14 protein-coding genes are annotated in these 14387 nt (G+C 45.4%); 3 read left to right on the top strand and 11 right to left on the bottom strand.

Features of this window, described 5'->3' with window-relative positions; translation table 11 throughout:
• Positions 1 to 84: 84 nt before the first annotated feature.
• The 7 genes from QP339_RS04215 to QP339_RS04185 form a co-directional block, all read right to left on the bottom strand.
• Entirely contained in the window at positions 85 to 981 is an 897-nt protein-coding gene (locus QP339_RS04215; protein WP_070616458.1) for a substrate-binding domain-containing protein, read from the bottom strand.
• 175 nt (positions 982 to 1156) lie between these two features.
• Entirely contained in the window at positions 1157 to 2995 is a 1839-nt protein-coding gene (gene pnpS / locus QP339_RS04210; protein ID WP_070616457.1) for a two-component system histidine kinase PnpS, read from the bottom strand.
• Positions 2992 to 3768 carry a response regulator transcription factor gene (locus QP339_RS04205; protein ID WP_070616455.1) on the bottom strand — a complete coding sequence of 259 codons (777 nt, stop codon included), beginning with the start codon at positions 3766 to 3768 and terminating at the stop codon, positions 2992 to 2994. Before QP339_RS04205 ends, pnpS begins: the two co-directional genes overlap by 4 nt.
• Positions 3769 to 3794: 26 nt before the next feature.
• Positions 3795 to 4914 (bottom strand): peptide chain release factor 2 gene (gene prfB, locus QP339_RS04200; RefSeq protein WP_502869647.1). Its coding sequence is split into 2 segments (ribosomal slippage): positions 3795 to 4853 and positions 4855 to 4914, totalling 1119 coding nucleotides; the frame shifts between segments, so codons are not numbered across the junction.
• Positions 4915 to 5084: 170 nt separating this feature from the next.
• The gene (gene hpf, locus QP339_RS04195) at positions 5085 to 5642 is read right to left on the bottom strand and encodes a ribosome hibernation-promoting factor, HPF/YfiA family (protein ID WP_284910551.1); all 558 of its coding nucleotides are present in this window, start codon (positions 5640 to 5642) and stop codon (positions 5085 to 5087) included.
• 126 nt (positions 5643 to 5768) lie between these two features.
• The gene (locus QP339_RS04190; protein ID WP_284910550.1) at positions 5769 to 6458 is read right to left on the bottom strand and encodes a ComFC family protein; all 690 of its coding nucleotides are present in this window, start codon (positions 6456 to 6458) and stop codon (positions 5769 to 5771) included.
• Positions 6451 to 7821: an ATP-dependent helicase ComFA gene (locus tag QP339_RS04185; RefSeq protein ID WP_284910549.1), complete on the bottom strand. Its 1371-nt coding sequence runs from the start codon at positions 7819 to 7821 to the stop codon at positions 6451 to 6453. Before QP339_RS04185 ends, QP339_RS04190 begins: the two co-directional genes overlap by 8 nt.
• A gap of 155 nt (positions 7822 to 7976) precedes the next feature.
• Here QP339_RS04185 and QP339_RS04180 point away from each other — a divergent pair, with 155 nt between their 5' ends.
• Positions 7977 to 8612, top strand: coding sequence for a YigZ family protein (locus QP339_RS04180; protein WP_070616448.1), 636 nt, complete (start codon positions 7977 to 7979; stop codon positions 8610 to 8612).
• A gap of 108 nt (positions 8613 to 8720) precedes the next feature.
• On the top strand, positions 8721 to 9242 hold the full coding sequence (locus QP339_RS04175; protein ID WP_284910548.1) for a PTS sugar transporter subunit IIA: 522 nt from the start codon (positions 8721 to 8723) through the stop codon (positions 9240 to 9242).
• 69 nt (positions 9243 to 9311) lie between these two features.
• Here QP339_RS04175 and coaD read toward each other — a convergent pair whose 3' ends face one another.
• The 4 genes from coaD to map all read right to left on the bottom strand — a co-directional run bounded on the left by coaD (position 9312) and on the right by map (position 13296).
• On the bottom strand, positions 9312 to 9806 hold the full coding sequence (gene coaD, locus QP339_RS04170; RefSeq protein ID WP_070616445.1) for a pantetheine-phosphate adenylyltransferase: 495 nt from the start codon (positions 9804 to 9806) through the stop codon (positions 9312 to 9314).
• A gap of 9 nt (positions 9807 to 9815) precedes the next feature.
• On the bottom strand, positions 9816 to 10733 hold the full coding sequence (gene rbsK / locus QP339_RS04165) for a ribokinase (protein ID WP_284910547.1): 918 nt from the start codon (positions 10731 to 10733) through the stop codon (positions 9816 to 9818).
• A gap of 14 nt (positions 10734 to 10747) precedes the next feature.
• Positions 10748 to 12202 carry an LCP family glycopolymer transferase gene (locus QP339_RS04160; protein WP_284910546.1) on the bottom strand — a complete coding sequence of 485 codons (1455 nt, stop codon included), beginning with the start codon at positions 12200 to 12202 and terminating at the stop codon, positions 10748 to 10750.
• Between the two features lie 272 nt (positions 12203 to 12474).
• Positions 12475 to 13296: a type I methionyl aminopeptidase gene (map, locus tag QP339_RS04155; protein WP_070616438.1), complete on the bottom strand. Its 822-nt coding sequence runs from the start codon at positions 13294 to 13296 to the stop codon at positions 12475 to 12477.
• Positions 13297 to 13602: 306 nt separating this feature from the next.
• Between map and QP339_RS04150 the strand changes: the two genes are divergently transcribed.
• Complete coding sequence (locus QP339_RS04150; protein WP_070616437.1) at positions 13603 to 14307, top strand: winged helix-turn-helix domain-containing protein; 705 nt, start codon at positions 13603 to 13605, stop codon at positions 14305 to 14307.
• Positions 14308 to 14387: the final 80 nt, after the last annotated feature.

Below are 14387 nucleotides of genomic sequence, written 5' to 3'. Positions count from 1 at the left end.
TAAAATATACAAGTCTCATAAACATTGGAAAACAGCTACTAGTGTTCAATAGTAGCTGTCCTCCTCTCTTCTTAAGCTAGGTCACTATTTAACTTCTGACCAATCTGTGATTTCACCCACGAAGATACCTTTAACACTTTCTAAAGTAATATCTCCTAAACCATTTTCATTATTTACAATAACAGCAATCCCATCTTGGGCAATTGCTTCTGCTTCAACATCTGTTTCGTCTTCCTTAAGTTCACGGGAAGCCATACCGATATCAGCGGTTCCTTCTTGGGCAGCTTGTACCCCTGCACCAGAACCGTTTTGGGTGATGTTAATGCTTACACCTGGGTTTAGCTTTTCATATTCTTCTTTTAATTTTTCCATAACAGGGCCAACAGAAGTGGAACCAGAGATATTGATATTTCCTTCTGCAGAACCGTCGCCGGCATAAGCCTCAGCATCGCTCTTCACTGGTACATAGCCTTCAGCTAAGATAATGTCTTGGCCTTCCTTAGAGAAGATGAAGTCATGGAAGTCTTGAGCTGCGCCTTCTAAGTCGCCCTTGTGAACAATATTAAATGGACGAGCAATCGCATAGTCACCAGAGGCAACATTTTCTTCAGTTGGCTCAACCCCATTGACATTTAAGGCCTTAACGGTATCGTTTAATGACCCTAAAGAAATGTAGCCAATAGCTGCTGGGTCCCCAGCGACAGAAGTCATCACGCCGTCTGTTGAGTTTTGGATATCTGCCACATCCGTTGTGTTATCGTTGTCGCCTTCTTTAACACCTGTAATTTCAACAAAGGCATCACGTGTACCAGATCCTTCTTCACGGCTGATCACTTGGATTAAACCTTCAGGAGCACCAGAAGCGCCACCTGCATCAGCTTCAGAATCACCGCTATCGCTAGCTGAGTTACCACATGCAGCTAATAGAGCCGCACTCCCTAATACAGTGATTAATTTTGAAAACTTCTTCATTTCTACCATGAATTAACCGTCCTTCCTAAACTCTTGGAGTTCATTTGGATTAATATTTTTTGCTATACATTAATCATACACGTTAAATGTAAATTTCTTGTATAGTTTGGGCTAAAAATCCGCGAGTAATGTTAAAGTTTTGTAAATTTTGTGTAAAGTTTGTTATAATTTAAAATTAAAAAAACTATTCTTCTAAAATCTCAATTCCGTCATCATTATCTTCCAAGTCGAGCATAGGCAAATAGACATTAAAACAAGAGCCCTGGCCATACTGACTCTCTACGTGGATCTTCCCGTTCATGCTATTGACTAAGTTACGAACAATAGATAAACCGAGGCCTGTCCCTCCTGAATTGGTTGACCGATCCTTGCTCACCCGGTAAAAGCGTTCAAAAATACGGGGCAAATCTTCACGGGGAATCCCGACACCATTATCCTTGACGCTAATATGCACATAACCCTCTGCTTCCATCAGGTCTAAGATAATCCAGACATCGCCACCAGGATTGGTGTACTTGATCCCGTTGTTCACGAGATTCGTTAATATTTGATCAATCCGCCCAGCTTCACTATTAAAAATAATCGGTTCCTCTCGAAGATTCACTGTATGCAGCGAGATTCCTTTCCGCAAGGCTAATTCTTCCGCTTGCACCACAGCACCGTTAGCCAGAACTTCCAGGTCGATACTTTCTACCTTATGACCAATCTGATCCTGTTCAATCTTAGACAAGTCCAAAATATCCGAAATTAAAGAGGTTAAACGATTACTTTCAGAAGCTATGATACCGACAAATTCTTGGGCCAAGTCAGGATCCTCCAAGGCACCATCCAAGAGGGTTTCAGCAAAGCCTTGGATCGAGGTAATCGGCGTCTTCAGCTCATGGGAGGCATTGGAAATAAAATCTGTTCGAACCTTCTCTAAGCGTCTAATCTCCGTAATATCATAGATCAGGACAATTACCTGGCTCCCCGTATCAGGACCCGCCGGCGATTCCTCGATATAAATCACATTCACATCTAAGATAACCTCTTTGGGATAGTATAAATAAACCTCATCGTTGTAATTACTCTTGTCTTGAAAACAATTCTCAATCATCTGTTTGAGCCGGTAACCATGGAGCACATTATCATAGCGCTTGCCCCAAATATCATTCGTCTCAATACCTAGTATCGTAAAGAAAGCTGAGTTACTTACCTGGATACGTTGCTGGTCATCAATAAGAAGGACCCCAACAATCAAGTAGTCAATCAGCTGGTTTAAGCGTTTCTGTTGGGTTAGAATCTGTCCCTGCTGCCGTTCTAAATTCTCTGCAAGACCGTTAATATTGCGACCGATTTCATCGAACTCCTCGATCCCCTTACTTTCATAGCGACTCTGATAATCATTGTGGGAGAGATCATCAACAATCCTGGTAATAGCCTGGACAGGATTCGATAAACGTTTGAAATAGTAATAAAGCAAGGCTAACAAGACTGCCATAGCCAGTATCGAACAAATAAAAGCAATCCCCATCAAACGTGATTGGGCAGCAGAAAGATCGGACACCGCCCGGATAATTTGAATATAGGCAATGGGATCTCCCTTACTATTGCGCATAAATTCCGTATACTGGTAGATTGTATTATCTTCGGAATTGTTATCATGGGTCTTAAAATCTGTCGTATTGGCCCAGGCCCTGTCAAAAGCTTGACTTTCTCGAGGTGCAGCAGGCAAGTCAGCATTCCCCATAGCAATCAATTCCCGCTTGTCCATATCATAAATAATGATCCGCTCAGCTGGGTTGAGAACACCAATCAAGTTATTGATCATTCCCACCCATTTGCGGTCACGATTTTGAATATTTTCTTCATCCAAGGACATAAAAGACTTGCGCAAGGTAGCAGCTGTCTCTGTCATCTGTTCCTGCGTTTCCTCACCGACAGCGTGTTCCACCACTAAGTTGGCATTATAGGCAAAGAGAAAACTATAGAGAATAAAAAGTAGGGCAAAAAGACCTGTTAAACGTGCGGTGAGCCGTTTCATGGCTTAGGAACCTCAAACTTATAACCGAAACCCCGAACCGTCTTAATATACTGTGGTTTCTTGGTATCCTCTTCGATTTTCTCACGCAAATGGCTGATGTGAACATCCACAATACGTGTTTCAACTGGATAGTCAAAATCCCATATTTTCTGTAGCAATTGTTCCCGCGATAGGGTCCGGTTCACCCGTTTGGACATATAGTAAAGCAAGTCAAATTCTTTAGGTGTCATGTCAACCAGCTGGCCGCGCACGCTAACGGAAAAGTCTCCCGTATTGATGATAATATCTCCCACCTTGACCAACTCATCTTCCTCTAAGTCATCCACTGGAACAGGATAAGAATTTTCTGCTACATGTTGGCGCAGGGAGTCAGCCTCTGCTTGGGACTTGGCTTTTTCTTCCGATTGCCGAGTGGACCGGCGCAGGATCGCCTTCATCCGTGCCAAGACTTCGCGTGGACTGAAGGGCTTCGTCATATAGTCATCCGCCCCTAGTTCGAGCCCGATAATCTTCTCCAACTCTTGATCCTTAGCTGTTAGCATGAGGATGGCTGTTTCGATATTTTTTTGCCGGAGACGGCGGCAAATTTCCATACCATCAATACCCGGCAACATAATATCCAAGATGATCAAGTCAAAGTCATTGCTTTTCCCTAATTCGTAACCCCGGTTACCATCTTCCGCCGTCGTCACGTCATAGCCTTCCTTCTCTAAGTTAAATTGCAATAACTTACGGATTGACGCTTCATCATCAACAATTAGTACCTTTTTCATTCCTTACACCCCATCTTCATCACGACTTAATTCTCAACTTCATTATCCAACTGAGCCTTAAGATAGGCATCAATAAAGAGATCAATCTCGCCATCCATCACCCCATCGACATCGCCTGTTTCGCAATTCGTTCGGTGGTCCTTGACCATGTTATAAGGATGGAAAACATAAGATCGGATCTGAGAGCCCCAGGCAATCTGAGATTTCTCGCCGCGAATTTCATCCAACTCTTTGGCGTTTTCTTCTTCTAGAATTCGAGCCAATTTAGCTTGGAGCATCCGCATGGCGACTTCCCGGTTCTGGAACTGGGAACGCTGGTCTTGGGAGGCAACAACAATTCCCGTGGGCAAGTGCTTGAGGCGGACAGCTGATGATGTCTTGTTAACATGCTGGCCCCCAGCCCCTGACGCGCGAAAGACGTCCATTTCAATATCATCCGGGTTAATCTCAATCTCTGTCTGTTGGTCAATCTCTGGCATCACCTCTACTGAGGCAAAGGAGGTATGGCGGCGACTATTGGAATCAAAGGGGGAAATTCTTACTAAACGATGTATCCCATGTTCAGACTTCAAGAGGCCGTATGCATTGTGGCCAAGAATTTCCATCGAAACCGTCTTAATGCCTGCTTCATCCCCAGATTGATAGTCTAAGTAATTAATCTTATAACCATGTTGGCTCGCCCAACGTTCGTACATCCGGGTCAACATACTCGCCCAGTCTTGGGATTCCGTTCCCCCAGCTCCTGGATGAACTTCAACGATCGCTGAAAGCTTATCATACTCGCCGCTGAGCAGCATGTTTCGTTCATACTTAGCCATTGCTTGGGTGAAAGCTTGCATCTTATCCTGCAGTTCTGTCCCAAGATCGGGATCATCAGGTTCCTCATTGACCAATTCATAGAGAGTCTCAAGTTCCTCGTACTCTTCCTCCAAGTCATGGAAGGTTTGATAAACAGACTTCGCCTGGTTATTGGCTTGAATCAATTCCTGAGCCTTGTCCGAATCGTCCCAAAAGGATGGATCCAGCATTTTCGCTTCGTTTTCAGCAATCGTCTCTTCCAAACTGTCTAAGTCAAAGAGACCCCCTGAAGCTTTCCAATTGATCGCGGTTTCCATCGAGCGAGTGACGAATTTCGTACAATTCCATTATATCCCACACTTTCTATCTATATAATTAGCTAAAAACCTTCAATTCTAATTATAAAGGAATTTCTAGCAAGCACAAGTTGAATCCTCTTTCTAAACACTTTCAAATGCACACAAAAAGAGCCAGCCTGAGACTGACTCTTTAAGATAAATGATTTTTTACAGACTGTCTTAGTCTTTAGTGAACTCTTCTTCAATATCAATTAAACCATATTTGCCATCATGACGTTTATAAACTAAGGCAAAGCTTTCGGTTTCTGCATTTTCAAAGATGAAGAAGTTGTGGCCGAGTAAGTCCATTTGGAGAACGGCTTCTTCTGCTGACATCGGTTTAACTGAGAAAGTTTTTTGACGAACGATTTCAATCCCATGATCGTCGCTCCCAGCTTTCTGCTCATCAGCAGCAATTTCACCGAGTCCTTTTTCCCGAGAGCGGCGGTTCATCCGTGTTTTATACTTGTGAACTTGGCGCTCTAGTTTATCTACCACTAAATCGATGCTCCCGTAGAGGTCTTGTGAAGTAACTTCTGCACGGAGCGTCAATCGTGGGAGAGGAATGGTAACTTCTGCTTTCGCATCATGGTTTTGATAAACCTTAGCATTCACGTATACTGTTGCCTCTGGATCATTATCGAAATATTTCTCTAGCTTACTAATCTTATCTTCCGCATATTGACGGATAGCTGGAGTAATTTCAATATTTTCTCCCCTAACATTATAAGTAAACATAAATACTCATTCCTTTCTAACCAGTTTCCTGGCGAAAGCTCATTCGCTTTCTTGATTCTAATCTTATTATAAAAAATAACGCTTTCTTTTTCAATGAAAAGGCCTTAGAAATTTAATTTGTTCAATCTATCGTGCCAAAGTAAAGCCCGATAAATTCTGATAACCCGCTTGGTTGAGGGCTTGGTAACAAGCAAACATAGTGGCTCCCGTGGTATAGACATCGTCAAAAAGAATAAAAGCCTGGTCTTTGGGATAAGAAAAAGTTGGAGCTAAACGGATACCGCGGTCCACTTGGAGGCGCTCGCGTCGTCCCTTGAGTGCTTGCTTCCCTTCCTTGGACTGGCTAGGTAAGAAAGCTTGTTCATAGGGAAGACCGACTGCTTCTAGGATACATTCGGTTTGGTGGAAGCCCCGCTTACGGTAATTGGACTCACTCGATGGCAGAGGCAGCCAGATAGCTTCCGGCCGTTCTTGGTGAAAGTCACGCATGACTTGTTCAAAAGAAGCAGCCAATCGCACATCCCCCAAGCGTTTGAATTGGTGGAGCCAGGCCTTAAAGGCTGCGTCGTAATGCAAGAGGGCGCAGTTTTTAAAATACCAACCCTGGTCCTGCCAGCACAGGCAGTCCCTACAATAAACACTATCTAGGTCTTCATGGGGGCGCCCGCATTGCTGGCAGGTTTGCCCACTTATCCAAGCAAAACTTTGCCAGCAGGCTGTACATAACTTAGCTTCTGTAATAGGGTGGAAAGCTAAAAAATCCTTGAGTGAGAAATGAGCCGACATGCTTTCTTGGCACAAGAGGCACCTAGTCATCGAGAAGCCCCCTCTCACGAGCAAGACGGTTCATGCCTCTAATCTGCCTGATTGCTGCCTGGCTGGCCCGCGTTTTTCCCTGGTGGAAGAAGACCACCTCTCCTGTCGCCGCGTCCGCCTTCCGTCCCACCCGGCCGCTGATCTGAACCAGGGCCTGCTGGGTGAAGGTCGGATCTTCCGTGCCGAGAACCGCCACATCAATATTAGGGAAGGTCACCCCTCTTTCGAGAATCGTCGTCGTAAGCAAGAAATCATAGCCATCCTCCCGCATGACCTGGACCTTGGCTGTGCGCTCAGGATCTTTAGCAGATACACTAGCTAGGCGGGACTGGTCAAAAACGCGGTGTAAGACCTCCTCCAAGGCCAACATCAAAGGAATATGGGGTAAAAAGAGCAAAAAGCGACGTTTGGCCTCTAGCTTGCTGCCTATCCAGTGCTGCAACCGGCGGGGCAATTTAGCTTGACTCAGGGATTGCCGCCAATCGCCAATCCAAACATAGTGGGGAACAGGCAAGGCCTTGCGGTGGTAGCGGGCAGGTAGGATAAAAGCAGCCACTTCTTGTTTGTTGATCGCTGCTTCCTGTCGCCGACTAGGAGTTGCCGATAAGAAAATTCGCACGCCCCCTTCAACTAGCGCACGCTCAGCCGCAAAATGTAAAGTTGGGTCATCGACAAAAGGAAAAGCATCCACTTCATCGATAATAATGCCATCAAAATATGCTTGAAAACGGATGAGCTGGTGGGTGGAACAAATGGTCAACGGGCAGTCACGAAAAGACTGGTCGGATTCCCCGTGCAAGAGAGCGATATCAAGCTGGGGGAAGGCCGCTTGTAAGCGGGGGTAGAGCTCATTACAGACATCCAAGCGTGGACTGGCTAAGGACAGACGTTTGCCGTTCGCCATGGCGACTTGGAGGGCCGGGAATAACATTTCCGTTTTCCCCGCTCCAGTTACTGCCCAAATAAAACAATCTTTCCCCTCTTCGAATCTCTGCCGGATCTTCTGGGCGCCTTCTGCCTGCTGGTCGGATAATTGCCCCTGCCAGGCCAGACAGACTTCCGCTTCCGACGGCTTAGCCGCCAGCTTACGGGGAAGATGGTAGAGCTTATCGCAAGAAGAGACTTTGCCAAACTGTAAGCAAGATAGGCAATAGTAGCAGTTTTCACGTTGGAAACAAGGATTCCGGTAAAAAGCCGCCTGGTCCTGGTTGTGGCAACGCTGGCAGCTTAACTGTCCATACTGGCCATTCACCGCCTCTAGGCACTGGGCCCCCTCCAACCCTTCGATTTGCTCAGGAGCTAGCCCCACCTCTTCCGCCGTCAGCAAACGACCGCGCAGGCTATCCATTAAATCTTCTTCCATACATCTTCCTCCTTACTCATATATAAACCAAAACTTTATTTATTCACTAAATGCTTTTATAAAAGTAAAGATACTTTCCTTAAAAAGATAAAAAAGTCGAAATTTGAGTCTCGTTCGCGTAAAATGAAAGTAAGTATAGAAATGAGGTGAAGGCGATGTTAGCTTATCGCACCATACGCCAAGCAGGAGAACATGAAATTGAAATCAAAAAATCCCGCTTCATCTGCCAGGCCAAACGGGTCTTTAGTGAGGAAGAAGCTCAGGATTTCATCCAAGAAATTAATAAAAAACATTGGAAGGCCACCCACAATTGCGTTGCCTTCCAAATTGGCGAACGCAACCAAATTCAACGAGCCATGGACGACGGCGAACCGAGCGGGACAGCGGGTGTCCCGATGCTCGAAGTTCTTAAACAAATGGACTTAAAAAACATCATTGTCATTGTCACCCGCTATTTTGGTGGCACCAAACTGGGAGCTGGTGGCCTTGTCCGCGCCTATAGCCATGCGGTGAGTGAAGCCCTCCAAGCTATCGGTATCGTTGAACGCCAAGTCCAACAAGAAGTCGCTGTTAAAGTGGACTACCCGCTCACCGGACCCATGGAACATTGGATTGAAAACAGTCCCTACCAGCTGCTGGATACGACCTATCTTGCAGATGTTTGCTATCATCTCGGGGTTGCCGAAGACCAAGTAGAAGCCTGCCAAGAAGCCATCACCAATCTCAGCAGCGGCCAGGCCAATTTTGAGCTTGGAGATAAGGTCTATGTCGATGTCCCCGTTAAGGCCTAGGCCATATTCTTGAGGATATGTTTAAGAATCAGCGCTTTTACGCCTTGATGTTGCAGACCGATCCCAGAAAGGGCTATAATACATATAGAATAGAAAGGCGGAGTGCAGATGTTTGACTTCTTTAAACGAAATAAACATAAGGAAAGCCAAGAAGAAACTAGCTATGATGACAGTATCCAAGAACTCTATGCCATTTCCGATGGTGAGATGGTCAAGTTAGAGGATGTCAGTGACCCCATGTTCCAAGAGAAAATGCTTGGCGATGGCTATGCGCTTAAGGCCAGCCAAGGTGAAGTCTATGCCCCTATTAATGGTGAGATTAAGACCATTTTCCCAACTGAACACGGTATGGGCATTACTACCGAATCCGGCCTCGAGTTCCTTATCCACTTAGGTTTCGATACTGTTGAATTGGAGGGGAAGCCCTTCGAACACCAGGTCCATGAGGGGCAAGTGATTGCACAAGGCGATCTCTTAACCAAGGTCGACTTAGAAGCCATCCGCGAAGCTGGTAAGGATGACACTTTTGTTGTGATTTGTACCAATATGCAAGATGTTGACAACTTAACTATCACAGCCCAAGGCCAAGTCAAACATGACGACGTGGTCGGTCAAATTAGCGCTGGATAAGCCAGTCAAAATTAAAAACTTACCAATGAAAAAGGCTCCCGAACCAGCAGCTGCTGGTCAGGAGTCTTTTTATGCATTCAAGTCCTTATATTTGGCTAACATAGCTTGGGCAACGACTTTAGGTACCGCCGCCTCAACTTCTCCGCCGAAGCTAGCCACTTCCTTAATCATGCTTGATGAATAGGCACGGTATGCCGCATCGGATAAGAGAATCACCGTCTCAATATCAGGGGCTTGGAGCTTGTTAATCTCAGCCATATTCATTTCATACTCAAAATCTGTATTGTTACGAATCCCACGAAGTAGGGCGCTAGCCCCCAAGTCTCGGGCTAAGTCAACTGTCAGACCATCTGTAAACTGCAACACTTGCACATTAGCCAGGTCAGCTGTCACTTCTTCAACTAAGGCTACCTTCTCTTCTGGACTGAACAAGGCTTGCTTAGAGGTATTACTGGCAACCGCGACATAGACTTGGTCAAAGAGCCGGGCGCCCCGTTGGATAATATCGAGATGGCCCCGCGTGATCGGATCAAAACTTCCTGCATACAAGGCTTTTTTGCTCATAAATCCTCCTTAATTCTTTTCAAAATAAGTCAACCAGTCTTCCTGGAAATACTCACTAGCTAGCAGCTCTTCCCAGGTCGGCATACCCGTTTGAGCCCCAAGCTTTTGAACGGACAGGGCACTGGCCCCATTAGCGAAGGCCACCGCCTCTTTGAGGGGCAAATCTTGGCTCAAGGCATAGGCAAAAGCTCCAGTAAAGGTATCCCCTGCCCCTGTGGTATCCACCGCTTGGACTGAAAAAGCCGGCACATGTTGGATTGCACGGTCAACCTGCTGGGCATAGGTCACCCCATCTTTTCCCAGAGTGACTAATAGGCGCTCAGGATAGCGCTGAATCGCCTCTTCGATCGATGCATTGGGGCATAGGTTATTCAATTCGAATTCATTCGGTGTCAGGTAGCTACATTTTTCAACATAGCTTTCATCTAGGGCAATCGCTGGAGCAGGGTCATAGATCACTTGCTTGCCATGGCTCTGGGCAAGGTCAATCAGATACTGGATGCTCTCGATAGGAATTTCATTTTGAATAACAAAAAACTCCTCAGCCAAAAGGGCCTCTTGGTGGCGCTCGAGATAAGCCACTGTCACTTCCTGGTTGGCGCCAGGAATATAAATAATCGCATTATCTGCTTGGTAAACAGTAATATGGGCCGAACCCGAAGACTGATTGGGAATAATTTCCACTGCCTGGCTGTCTATTCCCTCTTTTTTAAGATTAGCTAGGATTTCTGCCCCGAAGACATCATCCCCTACGCAGCCAAACATCGTGACTTGCCCACCTAAACGCGCTGCGGCAATAGCCTGGTTGGCCCCCTTACCGCCAAAAAGCGTGTGGAAATCTCGCCCAGTAACCGTTTCACCACGGTCAGCTAAGATATCCGTCTCCACGACAAAGTCTGTTGATAAACTTCCTATTACAGCAATCATAACTAGCCTCCTCGTTAATAAGCGTATTCTGTCCCTGTCTCTCCCGGACCAGTTGATGGCGCTGTTAAACTAGGATCAACTAAGCCAGAAGAACCCGGCAAAGCACTCGGTCCTTGGTCAGCTGGTCCTAGGCCCTGGCCCGATTCTAAGGGCACTTGGCCCCCACTTTCTTCCGACGAATCGATCGATCCACCAAAACGGTCGGCACGTTTCAATTGGTCCGCTTGAAGTAGCATCTGATCCTTAGGCGTGTAAAGGAGCGACGGTTGCATCACGCCTTCATCATCCATATAGACATCTTCAAAGTAGTTAATGCCCCGCTTCATCGAGGCCTTGTGAATCCTTTCTTTCAAATCAGCAACGGTATAGTCACTTGCTGAGGTCAAGAGGTCATCATCAGTTATCTGACCGTCTTCATCTTCATCGACCACCCTGAAGTAACGGTTGACTACCCCATAACTAGGAGGGTAAACAATAACTTTTTGCGTCGGTCCTAAGCCCAGACTAGCTCGTAGCTTATTAGACATCTCCCGGCGCTCTTTCTCTGGTACCAAGAGATAGTAGCCAAAGTCTAAATTAAGATCTTGGTGGTCTTTGAAGACTAAACGTTCAATAGAAGCTAGGGCTGGAAGATAATTCTTCTGTAAGGCCATCATATCATTTAAACTCAAATCCGTCTTCAGATTATTACCAAGGGCAGCCATAATTTCCCTGAAATTCGTAATCGTATCGAGGGTCAGCACCTTATCAATCACTGCCTTGACCAACTGTTGCTGGCGCTTCTCGCGACCAATATCACCTTCTGGATCGGCCTTGCGCATCCGCACATAGTGAATAGCTTCTTCACCCGTTAAGGTCCGTGTCACCCCTTCTTCAAACTTGGCACCATTCTGGGTAAAAGTTTGATTGGGGGTGATCTCAATCCCCCCCATGCCATCGATAATGTCGATAAAGCCCTTCATATTCACTTCGACATAATAATCAATGGGCAGGTCAAGGTAACGCTGCAAGGAGTTAATTGTCCCCTTAATCCCGTAATCCATATAGGCATGGTTGAGCTTATCAAAGTCATCCGTGCGGTCCATGGGGCCAAGCGCATCACGCGGCACGCTCAAGAGCTGGGATTTTTTATTCTCAGGATCAATGGTAATCACCATCATGACATCAGAGCGTCCATCTGGCACATCTTTATAGAAGAGAGCCCCATTATCGATGCCTGCTAAAAGAATCGACACCGGCTCCCCCTTGCGCAAGGATACGTTAGCATCGCGCATATTATCCCGGGCAACACGCTGGTAGATACTATTGGTAAATTGAGAGAGGCTCCCATAGAACTTATAAGCCCCAAAACCTGCTAAAGTGAATAAAATAAGCAATAGGCCAAGCAAAATGAAGCAGCCTGGCCGCTTCTTTTTCAAGCTTTTCGACCGCCGCCTTTCACGACGCGCTACATACTTATCTTCATCCATGGGTTCGTGTCTCCTTTACCTTAATAACTTTCACTAATACATAGATGAATTATACCATAGCCAAGCAATCACAAGCTAAACTTTAGCATTTCTTAAAGAAGGGAGTGAGAGGATGCGGGAGAAATAAGCCTCTGGAGTAAAAGCCCTGAGAAGACTAGACATCTTCGACGAATCTTTGTAAAGAGGGCTATTTCTGACAGTCTGAACCCAAGTAAAAAGTGCGACAAAAGTCAGTTAGCACTGAACACTTTTTGCCGCACCTTTCTTATTTTTTAATTTGATTGTGGATAATTATAATTAATCTTCAATTGGTCAAGACCTAAAGCATCCTCGCCTGGGACAGGTGACTGCATGGTAAGGATTTTAGGCCCATCTGGTGTAATCGCCAAGGTATGTTCATATTGGGCAGAGAGGCTTCCATCAATGGTTCGAGCCGTCCAACCATTATCATCCATTTTTGACTTCCAAGCGCCTACATTGACCATGGGTTCTACGGTGAGGGTCATTCCGTTTTTCAGGCGTAGACCACGACCAGCTGTCCCATAGTGAGGAACGGCTGGTTCTTCATGCATAGTAGGCTGGATACCATGTCCCACAAATTCACGCACTACGGAGAAACCTTCTGCTTCAACATATTCTTGAATGGCCGCTCCAATATCACCAATACGATTTCCAGCCACACACTGTTCGATACCTAGGTACATGGCCTTCTTGGTTACATCGAGTAGACGTTGGGTTTCAGGATCAATTTCGCCGACCGCAAAGGTGGTACAAGAATCGGTAAAGAAACCATCGATGGATAAAACCGTATCCACTGAGCAAATGTCCCCTGCCTTCAACACCCGCTTACGGTCAGGGAAGCCGTGACAAATTTCATCATTAGTTGATGTACAGGTCGCATAAGGATAGCCTTCAAAACCAACCTCTTCTGGGATGGCCCCTTCCTCGCGAATACGACGTTCCACATACTGGTCAATTTCTCCTGTCGTAATACCAGGCTTCACGACATCTCTTAATTCTTCAAAAATCATGGCAATAATCGACCCAGCACGATCCATTGCTTCAATTTCACGTTCGGATTTCAAAGTAATCATAAAAATTTGACTTCCTTTCTTCATTCTACTACTGTTCCTAGTATACATGAAAATATTAACTTTAACAGGACCTGGATGCAATATTTTTGGATAGCCTAAACCGCTTTTCCATAACCCCATAGTATCGAACGGCATAAAAAACAATATGGTACTTATGCAAAGCTTTAGAGTCAATATTTTCGCATAATTAATGGCTTTAAAAAACATAATAATTGACTTTTATACGATATTCACGCAAAATAAAATTGAATGGGATATATAATTCTTAAATAAAATAAGAACAAAAAAGGCAAAGGGTGATTCATTATGGGTAAAACACAAAAATTTGAGCAAGTAGCCTATTTGTATATTAAGGACCAGATCCTACGCGATAATTGGAAAACTGGCCACCATATCGTTGAAGCTGATATTTCAGATCGTTTGAGTATGAGTCGGAGTCCAATACGGGCTGCTTTGAGCGTACTTGAAGAAGAAGGAATTGTTGAAACGCGGCCTTACCGAGGCTACTTTGTTAAAGAAGCGCCAAATGACGAAAGCATTATTGCCTTAAGAGGGCGTTATGCGCTCATTCTCTGGTTCCGCCTGCTCGACCGCATGGTAAAGAACCAAACAGATGGGGCTGTAATCAAAGAAGAGTGTGACCAATTACTAAAAGGATTAAAGCAAGCCTTCAACGACCACAACCGTGAAAATTTTTACAATGGTTTACTAGAAATTCTTAGAACCTTAACCTCACTCGGAGACCACGACTTCTTAGAGGAAGAATGCGTTGAAGCCTGTCGCGCTTTAATTGCTGCGGTCAATGATAGTATGGGCAATGAGGAGAATGATTTCTTCTCCACACAAATTTGGATTCTAATGTATGTCGAGAATATCTCTTACTTAATGACCCACAACCGTTTTGACGATACCCGCGTGATTGCAGAAATGCTTGTCCGCAGTACGTTGAACTGGTTACCAGAAGATATCCAAGACGACTTTGAAAGCCACAGCATCTACGCCTTACGTTAACTCAAACTAGCCTTTGCTTGGCCGAATGCTTCACTCTTGTGACCATTCGGCCTCTCTTATTTATACTTCCTTGTTGAGTC

Source organism: Aerococcus sp. UMB7834, assembly GCF_030215145.1.
Taxonomy (GTDB): domain Bacteria; phylum Bacillota; class Bacilli; order Lactobacillales; family Aerococcaceae; genus Aerococcus.
This window is presented reverse-complemented; position numbering and strand designations above follow the sequence as displayed.